This is a genomic window from Duganella alba (assembly GCF_009674495.1).
In the GTDB taxonomy this organism is placed as follows: Bacteria; Pseudomonadota; Gammaproteobacteria; order Burkholderiales; family Burkholderiaceae_D; genus Rugamonas; species Rugamonas alba.
This window is the reverse complement of the sequence record NZ_WKJN01000015.1, coordinates 115,620-135,168: the sequence shown is the minus strand read 5'-3', so window position 1 is coordinate 135,168 and position 19,549 is coordinate 115,620. Positions and strand designations below refer to the sequence as shown.

General features: G+C 64.6%; 18 protein-coding genes. 8 read left to right on the top strand and 10 right to left on the bottom strand.

The genetic code is table 11. From position 1 onward, the window contains the following. Positions 1-107: 107 nt before the first annotated feature. The 8 genes from rfbB to waaA all read left to right on the top strand — a co-directional run bounded on the left by rfbB (position 108) and on the right by waaA (position 8,537). Positions 108-1,178 (top strand): dTDP-glucose 4,6-dehydratase, encoded by a 1,071-nt coding sequence (gene rfbB, locus GJ695_RS16560; protein ID WP_154366574.1) that lies wholly within the window; start codon positions 108-110, stop codon positions 1,176-1,178. Beyond that, a complete protein-coding gene (rfbA, locus tag GJ695_RS16555) occupies positions 1,175-2,071 on the top strand; it encodes a glucose-1-phosphate thymidylyltransferase RfbA (protein ID WP_154366572.1) in 897 nt (298 codons plus the stop codon). The genes rfbB and rfbA overlap by 4 nt, the downstream gene beginning before the upstream one ends. Further along, a complete protein-coding gene (rfbC, locus tag GJ695_RS16550; protein WP_154366570.1) occupies positions 2,068-2,616 on the top strand; it encodes a dTDP-4-dehydrorhamnose 3,5-epimerase in 549 nt (182 codons plus the stop codon). The genes rfbA and rfbC overlap by 4 nt, the downstream gene beginning before the upstream one ends. Beyond that, positions 2,613-3,470 (top strand): dTDP-4-dehydrorhamnose reductase, encoded by an 858-nt coding sequence (gene rfbD, locus GJ695_RS16545; protein ID WP_154366569.1) that lies wholly within the window; start codon positions 2,613-2,615, stop codon positions 3,468-3,470. Before rfbC ends, rfbD begins: the two co-directional genes overlap by 4 nt. A gap of 181 nt (positions 3,471-3,651) precedes the next feature. After that, positions 3,652-4,746, top strand: coding sequence for an MraY family glycosyltransferase (locus GJ695_RS16540; RefSeq protein ID WP_154366567.1), 1,095 nt, complete (start codon positions 3,652-3,654; stop codon positions 4,744-4,746). 122 nt (positions 4,747-4,868) lie between these two features. After that, a complete protein-coding gene (locus GJ695_RS16535) occupies positions 4,869-6,251 on the top strand; it encodes a phosphomannomutase/phosphoglucomutase (protein ID WP_154366565.1) in 1,383 nt (460 codons plus the stop codon). Between the two features lie 6 nt (positions 6,252-6,257). Then, complete coding sequence (gene waaC, locus GJ695_RS16530; protein WP_154366563.1) at positions 6,258-7,250, top strand: lipopolysaccharide heptosyltransferase I; 993 nt, start codon at positions 6,258-6,260, stop codon at positions 7,248-7,250. 3 nt (positions 7,251-7,253) lie between these two features. Continuing rightward, positions 7,254-8,537: a lipid IV(A) 3-deoxy-D-manno-octulosonic acid transferase gene (waaA, locus tag GJ695_RS16525; protein ID WP_154366561.1), complete on the top strand. Its 1,284-nt coding sequence runs from the start codon at positions 7,254-7,256 to the stop codon at positions 8,535-8,537. A gap of 6 nt (positions 8,538-8,543) precedes the next feature. Here waaA and GJ695_RS16520 read toward each other — a convergent pair whose 3' ends face one another. The 10 genes from GJ695_RS16520 to GJ695_RS16475 form a co-directional block, all read right to left on the bottom strand. After that, positions 8,544-9,923, bottom strand: a complete 1,380-nt coding sequence (locus GJ695_RS16520; protein ID WP_154366559.1) for a M28 family peptidase — start codon at positions 9,921-9,923, stop codon at positions 8,544-8,546. 17 nt (positions 9,924-9,940) lie between these two features. Beyond that, entirely contained in the window at positions 9,941-10,897 is a 957-nt protein-coding gene (locus GJ695_RS16515; protein WP_371866537.1) for a M48 family metallopeptidase, read from the bottom strand. Positions 10,898-10,902: 5 nt separating this feature from the next. Further along, the gene (locus GJ695_RS16510; protein ID WP_371866536.1) at positions 10,903-11,595 is read right to left on the bottom strand and encodes a lysophospholipid acyltransferase family protein; all 693 of its coding nucleotides are present in this window, start codon (positions 11,593-11,595) and stop codon (positions 10,903-10,905) included. A gap of 67 nt (positions 11,596-11,662) precedes the next feature. Continuing rightward, positions 11,663-12,229 (bottom strand): D-glycero-beta-D-manno-heptose 1,7-bisphosphate 7-phosphatase, encoded by a 567-nt coding sequence (gene gmhB, locus GJ695_RS16505; RefSeq protein ID WP_154366555.1) that lies wholly within the window; start codon positions 12,227-12,229, stop codon positions 11,663-11,665. Between the two features lie 15 nt (positions 12,230-12,244). Further along, a complete protein-coding gene (gene glyS / locus GJ695_RS16500; protein ID WP_154366553.1) occupies positions 12,245-14,353 on the bottom strand; it encodes a glycine--tRNA ligase subunit beta in 2,109 nt (702 codons plus the stop codon). A gap of 15 nt (positions 14,354-14,368) precedes the next feature. Then, positions 14,369-15,283 (bottom strand): glycine--tRNA ligase subunit alpha, encoded by a 915-nt coding sequence (gene glyQ, locus GJ695_RS16495; RefSeq protein ID WP_154366551.1) that lies wholly within the window; start codon positions 15,281-15,283, stop codon positions 14,369-14,371. An 81-nt stretch (positions 15,284-15,364) separates the two neighbouring features. Continuing rightward, entirely contained in the window at positions 15,365-16,933 is a 1,569-nt protein-coding gene (gene lnt / locus GJ695_RS16490) for an apolipoprotein N-acyltransferase (protein WP_154366549.1), read from the bottom strand. Then, positions 16,933-17,820 (bottom strand): CorC family transporter, encoded by an 888-nt coding sequence (locus GJ695_RS16485; protein ID WP_154366547.1) that lies wholly within the window; start codon positions 17,818-17,820, stop codon positions 16,933-16,935. The genes lnt and GJ695_RS16485 overlap by 1 nt, the downstream gene beginning before the upstream one ends. 91 nt (positions 17,821-17,911) lie before the next feature. After that, positions 17,912-18,379 carry an rRNA maturation RNase YbeY gene (ybeY, locus tag GJ695_RS16480; RefSeq protein WP_154366545.1) on the bottom strand — a complete coding sequence of 156 codons (468 nt, stop codon included), beginning with the start codon at positions 18,377-18,379 and terminating at the stop codon, positions 17,912-17,914. Then, positions 18,363-19,466 carry a PhoH family protein gene (locus GJ695_RS16475; protein WP_154366544.1) on the bottom strand — a complete coding sequence of 368 codons (1,104 nt, stop codon included), beginning with the start codon at positions 19,464-19,466 and terminating at the stop codon, positions 18,363-18,365. The genes ybeY and GJ695_RS16475 overlap by 17 nt, the downstream gene beginning before the upstream one ends. Positions 19,467-19,549 lie beyond the last annotated feature (83 nt).

Here is a 19,549-nt window from a genome sequence, read left to right as displayed (position 1 = left end):
TGTTCGTTGCTTTGGGGCGTGAATTACCCTGAATTTTTGCCCCGTTATGGGACACTTCACATAAAATCATGCCTACGACTAATTTGACGCTTGCTGCGGGATACTAAATGATTTTTGTAACGGGTGGTGCTGGTTTCATAGGCTCAAATTTCGTCCTGGACTGGCTGGCCCAGTCGGATGAGCCTGTCATCAACTTCGATAAGCTGACTTATGCCGGCAATCTGAACAACCTGGCGTCGCTGAAGCAGGATGCGCGCCATACCTTTGTGCGCGGTGACATCTGCGACCAGGCCCAGGTGCTGGCGCTGTTCCAGCAGCATCAACCGCGCGCCGTCGTGCACTTCGCGGCCGAAAGCCACGTCGACCGTTCGATCCTCGGTCCGGGCGAATTCATCAATACCAACATCAACGGCACCTTCAGCCTGCTCGAAGCGGCGCGCGCCTACTGGTCGGCGCTGCCGGATGACGAGAAAGCCGCGTTCCGCTTCCTGCACGTGTCCACCGACGAGGTGTACGGCACCCTGGGCCCGGACGACGCGCCGTTCAGCGAAACCACCGCGTTTGCGCCGAACAGCCCGTACTCGGCGTCGAAAGCCGCGTCCGATCACCTGGTGCGCTCGTACTTCCACACCTACGGCCTGCCGGTGCTGACCACCAACTGCTCCAACAACTACGGCCCCTACCACTTCCCGGAAAAGCTGATTCCGCTGATCATCGCCAACGCCCAGGCCGGCAAGCAGCTGCCGATCTACGGCGACGGCCAGCAGGTGCGCGACTGGCTGTATGTCAGCGACCACTGCGCCGCCATCCGCCGCGTGCTGGCGGCGGGCAAGCTGGGCGAGACCTACAACGTCGGCGGCTGGAACGAGATGGCCAACCTGGACGTGGTGCACACGCTGTGCGACATGCTCGACCAGCTCAAGCCGAAAGCGGCCGGCAGCTACCGCGACCAGATCACCTTCGTGAAGGACCGTCCCGGCCACGACCGCCGCTACGCCATCGACGCGCGCAAGCTGGAGCGCGAACTGGGCTGGAAACCGGCCGAGACCTTCCAGACCGGCATCGCCAAGACCGTGCAGTGGTATCTGGACAACCAGGCCTGGGTGGCCGACGTGCAGTCGGGCAGCTACGCCAAGTGGGTGGAAACCAATTACTTTAATCGCGAAGGCCAGGCATGAGCACTCCTCAACGTAAAGGCATTATCCTGGCCGGCGGTTCCGGCACCCGTCTGTATCCGGTCACCATGAGCGTGTCCAAGCAGCTGCTGCCGATCTACGACAAGCCGATGATCTACCATCCGCTGACCGTGCTGATGTTGGCAGGCATCACCGAGATCCTGCTGATCTCGACGCCGCAGGACACGCCGCGCTTCCGCGACCTGCTGGGCGACGGCAGCCAGTGGGGCATCAGCATCAGCTACGCGGTGCAGCCGTCGCCGGACGGCCTGGCGCAAGCCTTCATCATCGGCAAGGACTTCGTCGGCGACGCACCCTCGGCGCTGATCCTCGGCGATAACATCTACTACGGCAACGACCTGGACGGTCTGTTGCGCCATGCGGCCGGCCAGACCGGCGGCGCCACCGTGTTCGCCTATCACGTGCAGGACCCGGAGCGCTACGGTGTGGTCGAGTTCGACGACAAGCGCACCGCCGTGTCGATCGAGGAAAAGCCGAAGCAGCCGAAGTCGAACTACGCCGTGACCGGCCTGTACTTCTACGACAACCAGGTGTGCGACATCGCCGCCAGTATCCAGCCGTCGGCGCGCGGCGAGCTGGAAATCACCGACGTCAACAAGGTGTACCTCGACAAGGGCGAGCTCAATGTGGAGCTGATGGGACGCGGCATGGCCTGGCTCGACACCGGCACCCACGAATCGCTGCTGGAGGCGGGCCAGTTCATCGCCACCATTGAAAAGCGCCAGGGCCTGAAAGTGGCGTGCCCGGAAGAGATCGCCTATCGCAAGGGCTATATCGACGCCGCGCAGCTGCGCAAGCTGGCCGAGCCGCTGAAGAAGAACAACTACGGCCAGTACCTGCTGCAGATCCTGGAAGATAAGGTAGTCTCACGATGAACGTCATCACCACGCCGCTGGAAGGCTTGCTGGTCCTGGAACCGCGGGTCTTCGGCGACGATCGCGGCTTTTTCTACGAGAGTTACAACGCACGGGTCTTTGCCGAAAAAACCGGCATCACCGCCGCGTTCGTGCAGGACAACCATTCGCGCTCGTCGAAGGGCGTGCTGCGCGGCCTGCACTACCAGATCCAGCAGGCGCAGGGCAAGCTGGTGCGCTGCACCGCCGGCGCGGTGTTCGATGTGGCGGTGGACATCCGCCAGCACTCGGCCACCTTTGGCCAGTGGTACGGCGCCGAGCTGTCGGCCCTGAACCACCGCCAGATGTGGATACCGCCGGGCTTTGCGCACGGTTTCGTGGTCACCTCGGACGACGCCGAATTCCTCTACAAGACCACGGATTACTGGGCGCCCGAGCACGAGCGCGCGATCCTGTGGAGCGACCCGGCCATCGGCATCGACTGGCCGGCGCTGGCGGAAGCGCCGCGTCTGTCCTGGAAGGACCAAGCCGCCGTGCTGCTGGCCGACGCCGAGGTGTTCCCATGAAGGTGCTGCTGACCGGCAGCACCGGCCAGGTCGGCTACGAACTGGCGCGCAGCCTGCAAGGCGTGGGCGAGGTGGTGGCGGTGGACCGCGGCGTGATGGACTTGTCCGACCTGGACCAGGTGCGCGACGTCATCCGCCAGGTCAAGCCGCGGCTGATCGTCAATCCGGCCGCCTACACGGCGGTGGACAAGGCCGAGAGCGAGCCGGCGCTGGCGCACCGCATCAACGCCGAGGCGCCGGCCGTGATGGCGCAAGAGGCCAGGGTGCTCGGCGCGGCGCTGGTGCATTACTCCACCGATTACGTGTTCGACGGCGCGCAGCCGGCGCCGCGCGCGGAGACCGACCCGGTCGGCCCGCGCAATGTCTACGGCGCCAGCAAGCTGGCCGGCGAACAGGCGATCGCGGCGGCCGGCATTCCGCACCTGATCTTCCGCACCAGCTGGGTGTATGGCATGCGCGGCAAGAACTTTCTGCTGACCATGCTGCGCCTGGCCAAGGAGCGCGACGAACTGCGCGTGGTGGCCGACCAGCACGGCGCGCCGACCTGGAGCCGCACCATTGCCGACGTGACGGCGCAGGTGCTGGCGCAGGCGCACGCCGGCGGCAGCGACTGGTGGACGCGGAACAGCGGCATCTATCACTTGAGCGCGCAAGGGCAGACCACCTGGCACGCGTTTACCCAGGCCATCGTCGAAGAGGCCGGCCTGGACTGCAAGGTGCTGCCGATCACCACCGCCGACTACCCGACGCCGGCGCAACGGCCGCCTTACTCGGTGCTGTCGTCGGAAAAGCTGATGACCCGTTTCTGCCACTTGCCGGACTGGAAAGAGGCGCTGCAGCTCTGCATGCGCTAAGAACTCCGGAGTGGTACTTCGCAGTTGTATCGATTGGTAAGCGTGCTCTGTTGTACAAGGCGCGGCTGGTATCATGCCGGCGGCCCGTTAAACGCTGGCTGGCGCGTGTAATCCTGTACAATCAGCTGTTGGCACGTTGATAATGCTTCGTGTTGCGATACAACGCAGAAATTAAAATAATATGTTTTCCTTCCTACTGAGCTTTATCGCTTCCGCGCTGCTGACCCTGCTGGTCATTAAAGAAGCGAGATTGCACGGTCCGGCGCTGGACGCCAATTTCGACGGCGTGCAGAAAGTTCACGCCCATCACGTCGCCCGCATCGGCGGCCTGCCGATTTTTGTCGCGGTGGCGATCAGTTCGACGATTTCCATCTGGCGCGTGCCGGTGCTGGGCGATCTGCTGCTGGCGCTGCTGGCCAGCGCCACCGTCGCCTTTGCCGGCGGCATCGTCGAGGACTACACCGGCCGCGTCAGCCCGCTGCGCCGCCTGCTGCTGACCATGGCGGCCGCCACGCTCGGCTATTTCCTGCTCGACGCCCGCATCGACCGCCTGGACTGGCCGTTCTCGGCCTGGGCGCTGCCATATATGTGGATCACGCTGCCGCTGACGGTGCTGGCCGTGGCCGGCATCGCCAACGCGGTCAATATCATCGACGGTTTCAACGGCCTGGCCAGCGTGGTGTGCATCTGCATGCTGCTGTCGCTCGGCTATGTGGCCTTGCAGGTCAACGACATGTTCGTGCTGATCGCCGCGCTGATGGTGGCCGGCGCCACCGCCGGTTTCCTGATCTGGAACTACCCGGTCGGCCTGATTTTCCTCGGCGACGGCGGCGCCTACTTCATCGGCTTCATGCTCGGCGAGCTGGCCCTGCTGCTGGTGATGCGCAATCCGCAGGTGTCGACCTGGTATGCGGCCCTGCTGCTGATTTATCCGACCTTCGAAACGCTGTTCTCCGTGTACCGCCGCATGTTCGTGCGCGGCAAGTCGCCGGCCATGCCGGACGGCATCCACCTGCACAGCCTGATCTTCCGCCGCATCGTGCAGTGGGCCGTCGGCCGCAAGGAGGCGCGCGCGCTGATCCGCCGCAATTCGCTGACCTCGCCGTATCTGTGGCTGTTTTCGCTGACGGCGGTGATCCCGGCCACGGTGTTCTGGCGCCATACCTGGGTGTTGATACTGTTCTGTGTGCTGTTTATCGGCAGTTATATCTGGATTTACGTGCGCATCGTGCGCTTCAAGGCGCCGCGCTGGATGATCCGGCATAAAAAGCACTGATTTGCGCACCGCACAATTGCAAGGCTTGCGCGGCGCCATTATCACAATTACTATATGAAAGTTGTGTCTGCTGCAATGCAGGCAAGCTCCTTCCTACTAATCCCGCACGCACACTCCCAACCATGGTCACCTTATCCAAAACCATTTTCAAAGCTTACGATATTCGCGGCATCATCGATAACACCCTGGACGCCGGCGTGGCGCACCAGATCGGCGCCGCCTTCGGCCGCGCCGCGCTGGCCAAGGGCGAGCAGAAAGTCGTGATCGGCCGTGACGGCCGCCTGTCCGGCCCGTCGCTGGCGAAAGCGCTGGCCGAAGGCCTGCAATCGTCCGGCGTCGATGTGATCGACCTGGGCGTGGTGGCCACGCCGATGGTGTACTTCGGCACCAACGTGCTGGGCGCGGCTTCGGGCATCATGGTCACCGGCAGCCACAATCCGCCGGACTACAACGGCTTCAAGATGGTGCTGGCCGGCGAGGCCATCCACGGTGAGGCGATCACCGGCCTGTACGACAGCATCCTGGCGCACGACGGTTCGGCCGTCGCCAATCCTGGCGCCTACAGCACCCACGATATCCGCGAACAATACCTGCAGCGCATCATCGGCGACGTCAAGATTGCGCGTCCGATCAAGATCGCGGTCGACTGCGGCAACGGCGTGGCCGGCGCGTTCGCCGGCGACCTGTATCGCGGCATGGGCTGCGAAGTGATCGAGCTGTTCTGCGAAGTGGACGGCACCTTCCCCAACCACCATCCGGACCCGGCGCACCCTGAAAACCTGCAGGACCTGATCCGCTGCCTGCAGGAGACCGACGCCGTGATCGGCCTGGCCTTCGACGGCGACGGCGACCGCCTGGGCCTGGTGACCAAGGACGGCCAGATCATCTATCCGGACCGCCAGATGATGCTGTTCGCGGAGGACGTGCTGTCGCGCAACCAGGGCGCGCAGATCCTGTACGACGTCAAGTGCACCCGCCACCTGGCGCCGTACATCGAGAAATCGGGCGGCGTGCCGCTGATGTACAAGACCGGCCACTCGCTGGTGAAGGCCAAGCTGAAGGAAACCGGCGCCCCGCTGGGCGGCGAAATGAGCGGCCACATCTTCTTCAAGGACCGCTGGTACGGCTTCGACGACGGCCTGTACGCCGGCGCGCGCATGCTGGAGATCCTGACCAAACAGCAAGACCCGTCGGCGCTGCTGAACGCGCTGCCGCAGTCGGACAGCACGCCGGAGCTGCACCTGCACCTGAAGGAAGGCGAGAACTTCAGCGTGATGGACAAGTTGCGCGCCGACGCCAAGTTCCCTGGCAATGAGCGCATCATCACCATCGACGGCCTGCGCGTGGAATACCCGGACGGCTTCGGCCTGGCGCGTTCCTCGAACACCACGCCGGTGATCGTGATGCGCTTCGAGGCGGAAACGCCGGCCGCGCTGGCACGCATCCAGGGCCAGTTCAAGAGCGTGATCCTGGCTGCCAAGCCTGACGCGGAGCTGCCGTTCTAAACTGCGATGCCGAATCAAAAGCCGCTGAATATCCTGCTGGTGCGCGTGTCGTCCCTGGGCGACGTGCTGCATAACATGCCCATGGTGGCCGACATCGCCCGCCATTACCCGGACGCGAATATCGACTGGGTGGTGGAGGAGGGCTTTGTCAGCCTGGTGCGGCTGAACGCCCGCGTGCGCAACGTGATTCCGTTCGCGCTGCGGCGCTGGCGCAAGAGTCTCGGCAAGCCGGAGACGCGCGCCGAGATCAAGCACTTCTTCCGCACGCTGCGCCAGCAGGAATACGATTTCGTGTTCGATACCCAGGGCCTGCTCAAGACCGGCATCATCATGGGCGCCGCGCGCGTGGCCAAGCGCGGCCGCAAGGTCGGCCTGGCCAACGGCAGCGAAGGTTCGGGCTACGAGGGCATCTCGCGCATCTTCCATCATCTGAGCATTCCGACCGACCCGCGCACGCACGCGGTGGCGCGGGGGCGCATCGTCGCCGGCGCGGCGCTGGGCTATGCGGTCGATACGCCGGCCGATTTCGGCCTGCCGTCGCTGCCGGACGATACGCCGCGTCCCGAGTGGATGCCGGTGTCGTATGCGGTGTTCTTCCACGGCACCGCGCGCGACGCCAAGAAGTGGGCTACCGAAAACTGGATCGCGTTGGGCAAGGAACTGGCGCCGATGCCTGTCCTGCTGCCGTGGGGTGCGCCGAAGGAGCTGGCGGAGGCCGAGAGGATCGCCGCCGGCCTGCCAAATGCGGTGGTGCTGCCCAAGCTGCCGATGGCCGACGCCATCATGCTGGCGCGCCGGGCGTCGCTGGTGATCGGCGTCGACACGGGACTGGTACACATCGCGGCGGCCTTCGTGCGGCCGACGGTGGAGATTTATGCCGATTCGCCGCGCTGGAAGACCGAGGGCAACTGGTCGCCGCGCATTATCAATCTGGGTGATCAGGGCACGCCGCCATCGGTGGCGGAAGTGCTGGCTGCGGCCCGGAGTCTGTTGGGCTGATTTATGCGTCTGTTTTATTCCCTGATGTGGTGGCTGGCTTTGCCGCTGGTGCTGACGCGCCTGTGGCTGCGTGGACGCAAGGAACCGGGCTATCGCCAGCACTGGGGCGAGCGGCTGGGCTTCTACGGCCGCGCCGATGGCAGCGCCGCCGCGCCGGTGCTGTGGGTGCACGCCGTCTCCGTCGGCGAAACGCGCGCCGCCGAGCCGCTGGTCGACGCGCTGCTGGCCGAGTATCCGCAAAGCCGCATCATCCTCACGCACATGACGCCAACCGGCCGCGCCACCGGCAGGGCGCTGTTCGCCAAACACGGCGCGCGCCTGGTGCAATCCTATCTGCCGTATGACACGGGCAGCATGGTGTCGCGCTTCATCCGCCATTTCCAGCCCGGCGTCTGCATCCTGATGGAGACGGAAGTCTGGCCGAACCTGATCGCCGTCTGCGGCGCCAAGGGCGTGCCGGTGGTGCTGGCCAACGCCCGCCTGTCGGAACGTTCGCTGCGCAAGGCCACGCGCTTTGGCTCCCTGCTGACCGACGCCGCGCGCGGCATCGCGCTGGTGGCTGCGCAGACGGAAGCTGACGCGCAGCGCGTGCGCTCGCTGGGCGTGCAGCGCGTGGAGGTCACCGGCAGCATCAAGTTCGACGTGGTGGTGCCGGATGCGGCGCTGGCCATCGGCATCGCCCTGCGCGCCGCCATCGGCGAACGTCCGGTGCTGCTGTGCGCCTCCACCCGCGAAGGCGAGGAAGAACTGATCCTGCAAGCGTTCATGAGCGCGCGCACAACGCTGCCGGCCGACCTGCTGCTGCTGATCGTCCCGCGCCATCCGCAGCGCTTCGATGAAGTGGAAAACATGATCGCCGCGCGCGGCCTGACGGTCGAACGCCGCAGCAGGCTGGCGCTGGACGGCGGCGCCATGCCGGGCAGCGTAGCTGTGCTGCTGGGCGACTCGATGGGCGAAATGTTCGCCTACTACTCGGCGTGCGATATCGCCTTTGTCGGTGGCAGCCTGCTGCCGCTCGGCGGCCAGAACCTGATCGAACCGGCGGCGCTGGGCAAGCCGGTGCTGATCGGCCAGCACACTTTCAACTTCGAACTGGTGACCGAAGACGCCCTGGCCGCCGGCGGGGCGCAGCGCGTCACCGACGCGGCCGGCCTGATGTCCGCCACCGCCAGCCTGCTGGGCGACACCGCCACCCGCGCGACGATGGGCCACAATGCCCTGGCCTTCGCCAACCAGCACCGCGGCGCCACCCGCCGCACCCTGGCCCTGCTGCCGTCCCTTTTCTAGCCTGGTCTAGCGCTGCGGCAGCGGGTAGGTGGCGACGCTGACGTTGCCGTCCTTGTCGACCGCCTGCACGCCGAACAGGAAGTTGTCCTTGGAGCGCGGGATGACGTACTGGGTCGTGTTGCCGACGTAGAGCGCGCCCTGCCACTGCGGCGCGGTGGTGTCGCGCCAGACGATGCGGTAGCCGGCCAGGTCCGGTTCCTTGTTGGCCTGCCACACCAGTTCCGTATTGTTATCCAGCTTGGCGGTGCGCACCTTGACCTGCTGCGGCGCGGCCGGCGCCAGCGCCAGCGACGACAGCGATGCCGCGTTCACCCGCGCCACCTGGGCGATGTAGTTGAAGTCGTCGTATTCCGGCAGGTCGCCGATTTTCCTGCCGCCTTCCTCGCGCAAATCCTGGTGCTGGTGGTTGAAGTCTTCGTTCGGTTCGGTGAAGCGCACCGCCGCGTAGCCGCGATCAAGAAACGGGCTGTGGTCGCCGCCGCGCAGGTAGCGGTCGCGCCGGTAGATGACGTTGACGCTGAACTTGTCGACATAGCGCTCGCCCACTTCCTTGATGTGGCGCGCCAGCTGGCGGGTGATGGAGTCGTTCTCGCCGCCGGTGGCGACCAGCGCGCGGTTTGCATCCGACATGTCCTTGACCGCCGGGATACCTTCCGCGAACAGGCGCACTTGCGTGTTGTCGACATGGCCGTCGTCGGCGCGCGAGCTGCCGATGATGTCGTTGTTCAGCATGCCGGCGATATTCCAGTTCTTCTGCCTGGCCAGCTCGGCCCAGTTGGCGGCGCCCAGCAAGCCCTGCTCCTCGGCCGCCACGGTCATGAACACCAGCGTGGCGTCGAACTGGTGGCGCGCCATCACGCAGGCCATTTCGATCACGGCGGCGGTGCCGGAGGCGTCGTCGTTGGCGCCCGGCGCGTCGCTGGTGGCGTTCATGACATCGGTCACGCGCGAGTCGTAGTGACCGCTCACCACGTACATACGGTCCACCGATTCCGCCTGCGTGCCGGGCAACGTGGCCACCACGTTGACGATCTCGGTCGGCTGGCTCAGGCGCGCCATCACCGGATGCACATGGCTGTCGTAGCCGACCTGCAGGCGGCCGCCGGCCGCCGCGCCGCAGCGTTCCAGTTCGCCCTTGATCCAGCGCCGCGCGGCGCCGATGCCGCGCGTGTCGGACACCGTGTCGGACATGGTGTGGCGGGTGCCAAAGCTGACCAGCTTGCGCACATAGCCCTCAATGCGCTGCGGCGAAATCTCCTTGACGATCTGGTCGATCTCCGCCTGGTGGGCGGTGACGTTGGGAGCGGCGTCGGCGGCCATGGCGCCGTTGGCTGCAAAGCACAGCAGCAACGCCGCCGGCAAGGTCTTGCGAGGAATGCATTGCATGGACTTCTTTCTGGGTTTCAGGGGAACAGCACAGGCAGCTCTTGCGAGCGTTTGCGGAGGAGGTTTTTGGCTTCGTCGTATTCGGGATAAATCAGGCCAACGGTGTCCCAGAACTGCTGGCTGTGATTCATCTCCAGGATGTGCGACAGTTCATGCGCCACCACGTAGTCGATCAGCGGCAGCGAGAAGTGGATCAGCTTCCAGTTCAGGCGGATCTTGCGGTCGGCCGTGCACGAGCCCCAGCGCGTGCCGGCCGAGGTCAGGCCGAAGGAGTGGTACTGCACGCCCAGGCGGCCGGCGTACAGGTCCAATCGCTCTTCAAATAGCGTCTTGGCCTGCTGCTGATACCAGGCCTTGACGCGTTCCTTCAGCAGGTTTTCGCTGGCGCCCGGCATCAGCGTCATCCACAGCTCGCGGGTGTTGGGATTGTAGATGCTGCGGTTACGTCCGCCCACCAGCAGCCGCAAGGTGATGTCCTGGCCCAGATACGGAATCTGCGTGCCGTCGATCCATTCCACCGGCGGCTTTTGCAGCCGCGCCGCGCGGCGCTCGCGCCGCTCTTTGAGTTTGCTGAGGATCCAGTGCTGCTTGGTGCGGATCGCCTCGTCGATTTCGGCGATGCTGATGCGCTTGGGCGCGGTCACGCGCAGGCCGTCGTCGTCGATCATGAAGCCGATCGAGCGCCGCGTCGAGCGCCGCAGTTCGTATTCGAGGATGAAATCACCGACCATCAGCTGGCGGCGCGGCGGCTGCTCGGACGGCGGCGCCACCAGCGGTTTGGTTTTGACCGGGACGGCCGTTTCCGGCGGAGCGACGTAAGGCGATACGGGAGGAGGGGTTGTCGATGAGGCAGGCGTCGGCGGAACCGACCACACCGGCGTGGTGTACACCGGCTTGGGAGGCGCCGACGCCTCCCGTCCAAACAGGTCCGGCTGATTCGGATCGGGGGACGCCGGTTTGACCAGCGTCGCCAGATCGTCTAACCAGCGTTGTAGGCGTGGGGCGAAATGACGCGCATTTCTGATTCTATCCAAGTTTCCACCTGTTGCATCATGCTGTCCGGGGTTTGGCCTTCCGGCGAGATTGGTTTGCCTATCGATACTGTAACAAGGCCTGGGCGTTTGATGAAAGAGTTTTTTGGCCAGCACTCACCCGAATTGTGGGCAATCGGCACCACCACGGCGCCGGTCTCGATCGCCAGGCGCGTGCCGCCGCTCTTGTACTTGCCGGCCTGGCCGACGGGAATCCGCGTCCCTTCCGGGAACATGATGATCCACAGGCCCTGCGCCAGGCGGCGCTTGCCGTGACGGACCACGTGCTTGAAGGCGTGCTTGCCCTGCTTGCGGTCGATCGGGATCATGCGCAGCAGCGCCATGGCCCAGCCGAAAAAGGGAATGTACAGGATCTCCTTCTTGAACACGAACACCAATGGGCGCGGCATGTTCGGCAGAAGGAAGATGGTTTCCCACGCCGACTGGTGCTTGGACAGCACGATGGCCGGCGCGTCCGGGAAGTTTTCCTGGCCGCGGATTTCGTAGCGGATGCCGCAGATGACCTTCAGGCACCAGATCATGAAGACGTTCCAGCGCGAGGTGACGAAGAAGCGGTTCGCATACGGCAGCGGCGCCACCAGGAAGCACACGCAGGACCAGACGATGGTCGATACCACCATGACGATGGTGAAGATCAGGGAACGTAAAAATAAAATGGGATGACCCAATGCAGACTCCAAAAACTGTTTAACTGACGACGTGCAGCGCCGGCGGCACGCTGGTTTTCAGCAGGTGCGTGACCATCGCCGCCAGGTCCGGGAACACCACGGTGCCGGGCGGCAGGCCGCCGGTGGCCTGGGTCTTTTCCCCTTTGCCGGTCAAAACCAGGTAGGGCACGCAGCCGCTGACGTAGCCGGCCTGCAGGTCGCGCAGCGAATCGCCGACCACCGGCACGCCTTTCAGGCTGATTTTATAGCGCTGCGAGATTTCTGTGAACATGCCCGGCTTGGGCTTGCGGCAGTCGCAGTTGTCGGCCGCCGCGTGCGGGCAGAAGAACACCGCGTCGATGTCGGCGCCCACCTGCTGCGCCAGGTTGTGCATCTTCTGGTGGATGGCGTTGAGGATGGTCATGTCGAAGAACTCGCGGGCGATGCCCGACTGGTTCGACGCCACCACCACCCGGTAGCCGGCCTGGTTCAGGCGCGCGATCGCTTCCATCGAGCCGGGGATGGGAATCCACTCGGCCGGCGATTTGATGAAGTCCGGCGAATCGTGGTTGATAACGCCGTCGCGATCGAGAATGATCAGTTTCATGGACGGCGTACCCATTTACGCCGCCAGTTTCGAGATGTCGGCCACGCGGTTCATCATCCCGTGCAGGGAGGACAGCAGCGCCAGACGGTTGTTGCGCAGGGCGACGTCTTCGGCCATGACCATGACGTCGTTGAAGAAGGCATCCACTTCGTCCTTCAGCTGGGCCAGCGTTTTCAGCGTGCCGGCGAAGTCGCCGTTGTTGAAGGCCGCGTCGATTTCCGGCAGCACGCGCACCACGGCGGTGTTGAGGTTTTTCTCGGCGGCGTCCTGCAACAGCGAGACGTTGACGCCCTGTTCGCCGACGGCGGCCAGGGCTTCCTCGTTCTTCTTCAGGATGTTGGTGATGCGCTTGTTGGCGGCGGCCAGCGAGGCCGATTCCGGCAGCGCGGCGAAGGCCTGCACGGCTTCCAGGCGCTGCACGATGTCGTCCAGGCGGTCCGGGTTCTGGGCGACCACGGCTTCGATCTCGTTGACCGAGAAGCCGCGCTCGCGCAGGATGCCGCGCAGGCGGTCATACATGAAGGTCGCGACGTCGGCCGATGGATCTTTGAAGCCGGGCACCGACTGGAACAGCTGCGCGGCATGCGACAGCAGGCTGCTGATCGACAGCGACAAACGCTTTTCAATCAGCATGCGCAGCACGCCCAGCGCATGGCGGCGCAGCGCGAACGGATCTTTGTCGCCGGTCGGCGCCAGGCCGATGGCCCAGATGCCGACCAGGGTTTCCAGCTTGTCGGCCAGTGCCACGGCGGTGCCGGTGACGGTGGTCGGCAGGCTGTCGCCGGCGAAGCGTGGCTGGTAGTGTTCCGACGCGGCCAGCGCGACGTCTTCAGGCTCGCCGTCGTTGCGGGCGTAGTAGGTGCCCATGATGCCTTGCAGCTCAGGGAACTCGCCGACCATTTCGGTGACCAGATCGGCCTTCGACAGTTTGGCGGCGCGTTGCGCCAGCGTGGCGTCGCCGCCGATGGCGGTGGCGATGAAGCCGGCCAGCGCCGCAACGCGTTCGCCGCGCGCGCCTTGCGTGCCCAGTTTGTTGTGGTAGACGATCTTGTCCAGCAGCGGCAGGCGCGATTCCAGCGTTTTCTTCTTGTCCTGCTCGAAGAAGAACTTGGCGTCGGACAGGCGAGGGCGCACCACGCGCTCGTTGCCGTCGATGATGGCGGTCGGCGTGTCGGTGGCGATGTTGGAGACGATCAGGAAGCGCGAACGCAGCTTGCCGTTGGTGTCGGTCAGCGCGAAATACTTTTGATTGGTCTGCATGGTGAGGATCAGGCATTCCTGCGGCACGGCCAGGAACTCTTCCTCGAACTTGCATTCGTAGACCACCGGCCATTCGACCAGCGCGGACACTTCGTCCAGCAGCGCTTCAGGCATCAGCACCAGGTCGGCGCCGGCCTTGGCCAGCAGCTCGGCGCGGATCTGTTCCTTGCGCTGTTCGACGGAGGCCAGCACTTTGCCTTCGCTTGCCAGCGTGGCGGCGTAGACATCGGCGTTGGCGATGGTGACGGCGCGCTGGCCCGGTGCGGTCAGGAAGCGGTGGCCTTCGGTGACGTTCGATGCGGTCAGGCCCAGCAGGGTCAGTGGCAGCACGGCGTCGCCATGCAGCGCGATCAGCGCGTGGGCAGGGCGCACGAACTGCACGGTGGCGCCGTCCGGACGCTGGTAGCTCATCACTTTAGGAATCGGCAGCTTGGCGACCGATTCTTCCAGCGCCGTTTGCAGGCCGACCAGCAGATTGCTGCCGGCAGCCAGCGAGGTATAGAAGAAGCTTTCGGCTTTGCCGTCCTGAGCGCGCTCCATGTCAGCCACGGTGACGTGCGAAAGGTTCATCGCTGCCAGCTTTTTCAGCAGTGGCGCGGATGGCGCGCCGGCGGCGTCGAGTGCGACGCTCACAGGCAGGATTTTTTCGCGAATCATTTTATCCGGCGATACGGCACGCACCTTGGTGATGGCGACGGCCAGGCGGCGCGGTGTGGCATAGGCGGTGGCGACGCTGTCGGCTTCCAGGAAGTCGCGCGATTTCAGGCCGTTGACGATGCCGTCCGCGAAAGCCTTGCCCAGTTTGGCGAGCGCCTTCGGCGGCAGTTCTTCGGTCAGCAGTTCGATGAGCAGAGTTTGAGTCATATCGTTTATATCGTTTTATTCAGCAACGGCGGCGGTCTTGGGGGCCATAGGGAAGCCCAGGCGCTCGCGCGAATCGTAGTAAGCCTGCGCGACGAGGCGCGACAGCGCGCGCACACGGCCGATGTAGGCGGCGCGCTCGGTCACCGAGATGGCGCCGCGCGCGTCCAGCAGGTTGAAGCTGTGCGAGGCCTTCATGATCTGCTCATAGGCAGGCAGCGTCAGTTGCGCTTCGATCAGGCGCTTGGCTTCCGACTCGTGGTTGTTAAACTGCGAGAACAGCAGCTCGGTGTTCGAGTGTTCGAAGTTGTAGGCCGACTGCTCGACTTCATTCTGGTGGAAGACGTCGCCGTACTTCAGCGTTTTCGTTTCGCCATTTTCTTCCCAGGTGGTCCACACCAGGTCATACATGTTTTCCACGCCCTGCAGGTACATGGCCAGACGCTCGACGCCGTAGGTGATCTCGCCCAGCACCGGTTTGCAATCCAGGCCGCCGACCTGCTGGAAGTAGGTGAACTGCGTCACCTCCATGCCGTTCAGCCAGACTTCCCAACCCAGGCCCCAGGCGCCCAGCGTCGGCGATTCCCAGTCGTCTTCGACGAAACGGACGTCGTTCTGCTTCAGGTCCAGGCCCAGCGCTTCCAGCGAACCCAGATACAGGTCGAGGATGTTTTCCGGCGCCGGCTTCATCACCACCTGGTACTGGTAGTAGTGCTGGCCGCGGTTCGGATTCTCGCCATAGCGGCCGTCTTTCGGGCGGCGCGACGGCTGCACGTAGGCGGCGCGCCAAGGCTCAGGGCCGATCGCGCGCAGGAAGGTGCCGGTGTGGAAGGTGCCGGCGCCCACTTCCATGTCGTATGGCTGGAGCAGGGCGCAGCCTTGCTTGTCCCAGTAGGTTTGCAAGGTCAGGATAATTTGTTGAAATGTCAGCATCTTGTGATCGTCGGTGGCGCGCCCGGGCAAGGGCCGGCGGGCGCGCGGTTGCAGTTTCGCTAAAGGGATGATTTTAGCGGGTTAAGCGGTTTTTGGCTGATTTTTTGCGCGGCGCGTCAAAAACCATGCGCCCGCCAGGGACAGCGCAGCCAGCACCAGGAACAGCTTGTTCCCCCAGATGATATAGGGCGTGCTGCCGGCCATGCCCTGCACATTGGCGGCCAGCGTGCCGAAGGTGTTGGCCGGCAGCTGCTGCACCACCTTGCCTTCGCCATTGATGATGGCGGTGGCCCCGGTATTGGTCGCCCGCAGCATCGGACGGCCGGTTTCCAGGCTGCGCATCTGCGAGATCTGCAAATGCTGCGGAATGGCGATGGTGTCGCCGAACCAGGCCAGGTTGGAGATGTTGAGCAGCAGCGTGGCCGGTTTCTGGTCCTGCGCCGGGTGGTTCAGCTGGTCCGCGATCTCTTCGCCGAACAAGTCTTCGTAGCAGATGTTGGGCAGCACGCGCTGGTCCTTGATCGGGAACGCCGGCTGGACGTCGCGGCCGCTGGTCTGATCGCCGAGCGGGATCGACATCAGGTTGACGAACCAGCGGAAGCCGTAGGGAATGAATTCGCCATACGGCACCAGGTGGTGCTTGTCGTAGCGGTAGTAGCTGCTGCCGTTGGCGGCGATGCCGATGGCGCTGTTGAAATAGGCGGTCTGGCTGTCGGCCAGCGGGATGCCGAGGATCAGGTTGCTGTTGGTCCGGTGCATGAACTGCGCCAGGCCCGGCAGGTAATCCGGCGGCAGCTGCTGCGGCAGCATGACGATGGCGGTTTCCGGCGTGGCGATCAGGTCGGCCGGCGCGGCGGTGATGGCGTCCTGGTACAGCTTGAGGGCGGACATCACGCGGGCGCCGTTGAACTTCTCATCCTGCGGGATATTCCCCTGCAGCAGGCGCACCGAGATCGGCTTGCCTTCCGGGTGCGTCCATTGCAGGAAGCCGAGGCCGACGCCGGCCACGCCGATGGCCAGCGCCAGTCCGGCCGCGCGCAGGCGCGTGCGGTGCAGCAGCAGGAGCAGGGCGCCGGCGATGATCGCCGCCAGCCAGCCCAGGCCATACATGCCGATCACCGGCGCAAAGCCGGCCAGCGGGCCATGGTTGTGGGCGTAGCCGGAGGCCAGCCACGGGAAGCCGGTAAACAGCCAGCCGCGCAGCCATTCGAACAGCGACCACATGGCCGGGAACACCAGCAGGTTGGCGGCCGGCAGCGGCAGCGACCAGCGCTTGCGCAGCCACCAGGCGCCGCCCATGGCCAGCGCGCCGTAGACGCCCATGGCGGCGCCCAGCAGCAGCACCGCCAGCGCCGCCAGCGGCGCCGGCATGGCGCCGTAGGTATGCATCGACACGTACAGCCAGTGGATGCCGGCGGCGGTCCAGCCGGCCACGAAGGCCCAGCCGATCAGCGCCGCGGCCTTGACGCTGGTGCTGCGCAGGACTTGATAGAACAGCGTGGCCAGGCCGAGGATCTCCAGCGGCCACCAGCCGAACGGCGCGAAGGCGAACACGCACAGCGCGCCCGCCACGCCGGTGATGATCATCCGGCCTGGGGTCGAGCGTTGCGGCTTGGGTGGATCGTTGGGATTGGCGCGGCGAAAGCGCATTATGCGTCGTCGCCCTGGTCGGCCGGGGCCGGCGGCAGTTTTTCCACCGTCAGCACGTGGATCTGGCGGGCGTCGGCGCGCAGCACTTCAAAGCGCAGGCCTTCGAAGTCGAAGGTGTCGCCCTTGTGCGGCATGCGGCCGAGGTGCTTGGCGACCAGGCCGCCGATGGTGTCGACGTCATCGTCGGGCAGCGCGGTGTCGAGCTCTTCGTTGAACTGTTCGATCTCGGTCAGCGCCTTGACGCGCCAGCGCGGGCCGTGCTGGCCTTCGCGGATCGACAGGATGTTGTCTTCCTCTTCGTCGAAATCGTACTCGTCCTCGATGTCGCCGACGATCTGTTCCAGCACGTCCTCGATGGTGATCAGGCCGGCCACGCCGCTGTACTCATCGACCACGATCGCCATGTGATTGTGGTTGGCGCGGAAGTCGCGCAGCAGCACGTTCAGGCGTTTCGATTCCGGGATGAAGATGGCCGGGCGCAGCATGTCGCGCACGTCGAACGATTCCTCGGCGTAGTAGCGCAGCAGGTCTTTGGCCAGCAGGATGCCGATCACCTTGTCGCGTTCGCCTTCGATGGCGGGGAAGCGGGAGTGGGCGGTTTCCAGCACCAGCGGCATCCATTCCTCGATCGGCTTGGAGATGTCGATGACATCCATTTGCGAGCGGGGAATCATGATGTCACGGGCGGACAGGTCGGACACCTGGAACACGCCTTCGATCATCGACAGGGCGTCGGCGTCGATCAGGTTGCGTTCGTGGGCGTCGTGCAGGACTTCGAGCAGTTCCGATCGGTTCTCGGGCTCGGGGGAAATCAGGGCGGTCAGCCGTTCAAACAGCGACCTGTGAGGTTTAGCGTCAGTCTTGACGCTACTAGAGTGCTCTTGCATAGGAGGCGTGAGCCATTGTTTTGAAGGGGTATAGGATACACCAAATGGTGTGACAGGACTGCTTTTGTCAAAAAGACAGCCCTATCTTACATCAATCCGCGTAAGGATCGGCGTACCCGAGGGTGGCCAGGATGTCGGTTTCGATGCCTTCCATTTCGGTGGCTTCCTCGTCGTCCATGTGGTCGTAGCCCTGGGCGTGCAGCACGCCGTGGACGATCAGGTGGGCCGTGTGTTCTTCCACGGTTTTCTTTTGCTCGGCCGCTTCCCGCTCCAGCACGTCGGTGCAGAGGATGATGTCGGCCTGGGTCGGCGCGTCGTCCGGCAGCTCTTCTTCGCCTTCGTTGTAGGCGAAGGTCAGCACGTTGGTGGCGTAGTCCTTGCCGCGGTATTCGCGGTTCAGCGTCTGGCCTTCGGCGGCATCGACAAAGCGGATGGTCAGCTCGGCCGGCGCGAACAGCGCGGCCTGGACCCATTTGCGTATCATCGGACGGGTGATGCTTTCCTGCAGGCGCGGATCGGCGTATTGCACCGACAGTGTCAGTTTATTTTTTGCGGACATTTTTCAGGGCGGTGGCTTTGAGAAGCGGAGCGATTTCCGCTTCGTGGTTGTGGGCGGTTTCGTAGGCGTCGACGATGCGCGCCACCAGCGGATGGCGCACCACGTCTTCGCTGTTGAAGTGGCTGAAGGCGATGCCGCGCACTTCCTTCAGCACCTGGATGGCGTCCACCAGGCCGCTCTTCTGGCTCTTGTGCAGGTCGACCTGGGTGATGTCGCCGGTGATCACGGCCTTGCTGCCGAAGCCGATCCGGGTCAGGAACATCTTCATCTGCTCGACGGTGGTGTTCTGCGCCTCGTCCAGGATGACAAAGGCGTGGTTCAGCGTGCGGCCGCGCATATAGGCCAGCGGGGCGATTTCAATCACCTGCTTTTCGAACATTTTCTGCGTGCGGTCGAAGCCCAGCAGATCGTACAGCGCGTCGTACAGCGGCCGCAGGTACGGGTCGACCTTCTGCGACATGTCGCCCGGCAGGAAGCCCAGGCGTTCGCCCGCTTCCACCGCCGGCCGCGTCAGGATGATGCGCTTGACGGCGTCGCGCTCCAGCGCGTCCACCGCGCAGGCCACGGCCAGGTAGGTCTTGCCGGTGCCGGCCGGACCGACGCCGAAGCTGATGTCGTGTTCGAGGATGTTGCGCAGGTAGCGGATCTGGTGCGGCGTGCGGCCGCGCAGGTCGGCGCGGCGCGTCTTCAGCACCGGGCTGTTGATCTCGATGTCGGTGGCCGGCACGGTCTCCACCTTGCGCGGCTTGGCGGCCGGACGCGGCGCTTCGCCCTCCACGGCCGGCGTCTCGGCCAGCGGCAGGCCGGCGTGCATGCTGGCGCGCTGTTCGACCAGCGCCAGTTGTACTTCCTCGATCGGCACGATCTTGTTGGCGATGGCGTAGAAGTGGTCGAGGATCTCGACCGCGCGTTCGGCGTTGTGGCCGCTGACGATGAACTTTTCGCCGCGGCGGAAAATGGTCACGTCCAGCGCGGCGGAAATCTGGCGCAGGTTTTCGTCGAGCGGGCCGCACAAATGGGCCAGGCGCGCGTTATCGAGCGGCTCGGGGACGAAGTAATGCGGCTGGACTGGAGTTTTGGTTTTCAATGGGATGCTTTGCGAGAGAAGGCCGTGCAGGACGGCACAGGCGATAGTTTATCGTATTTGCCGCAAGCGGAACTTGATTTTGC

Coding starts and splice junctions, on each gene's coding strand:
- rfbB (WP_154366574.1), top strand. CDS start 108: ATGATTTTTGTAACGGGTGGTGCTGGTTTCATAGGCTCAAATTTCGTC.
- rfbA (WP_154366572.1), top strand. CDS start 1,175: ATGAGCACTCCTCAACGTAAAGGCATTATCCTGGCCGGCGGTTCCGGC.
- rfbC (WP_154366570.1), top strand. CDS start 2,068: ATGAACGTCATCACCACGCCGCTGGAAGGCTTGCTGGTCCTGGAACCG.
- rfbD (WP_154366569.1), top strand. CDS start 2,613: ATGAAGGTGCTGCTGACCGGCAGCACCGGCCAGGTCGGCTACGAACTG.
- GJ695_RS16540 (WP_154366567.1), top strand. CDS start 3,652: ATGTTTTCCTTCCTACTGAGCTTTATCGCTTCCGCGCTGCTGACCCTG.
- GJ695_RS16535 (WP_154366565.1), top strand. CDS start 4,869: ATGGTCACCTTATCCAAAACCATTTTCAAAGCTTACGATATTCGCGGC.
- waaC (WP_154366563.1), top strand. CDS start 6,258: ATGCCGAATCAAAAGCCGCTGAATATCCTGCTGGTGCGCGTGTCGTCC.
- waaA (WP_154366561.1), top strand. CDS start 7,254: ATGCGTCTGTTTTATTCCCTGATGTGGTGGCTGGCTTTGCCGCTGGTG.
- GJ695_RS16520 (WP_154366559.1), bottom strand. CDS start 9,923: ATGCAATGCATTCCTCGCAAGACCTTGCCGGCGGCGTTGCTGCTGTGC.
- GJ695_RS16510 (WP_371866536.1), bottom strand. CDS start 11,595: ATGGTGGTATCGACCATCGTCTGGTCCTGCGTGTGCTTCCTGGTGGCG.
- gmhB (WP_154366555.1), bottom strand. CDS start 12,229: ATGAAACTGATCATTCTCGATCGCGACGGCGTTATCAACCACGATTCG.
- glyS (WP_154366553.1), bottom strand. CDS start 14,353: ATGACTCAAACTCTGCTCATCGAACTGCTGACCGAAGAACTGCCGCCG.
- glyQ (WP_154366551.1), bottom strand. CDS start 15,283: ATGCTGACATTTCAACAAATTATCCTGACCTTGCAAACCTACTGGGAC.
- lnt (WP_154366549.1), bottom strand. CDS start 16,933: ATGCGCTTTCGCCGCGCCAATCCCAACGATCCACCCAAGCCGCAACGC.
- GJ695_RS16485 (WP_154366547.1), bottom strand. CDS start 17,820: ATGCAAGAGCACTCTAGTAGCGTCAAGACTGACGCTAAACCTCACAGG.
- ybeY (WP_154366545.1), bottom strand. CDS start 18,379: ATGTCCGCAAAAAATAAACTGACACTGTCGGTGCAATACGCCGATCCG.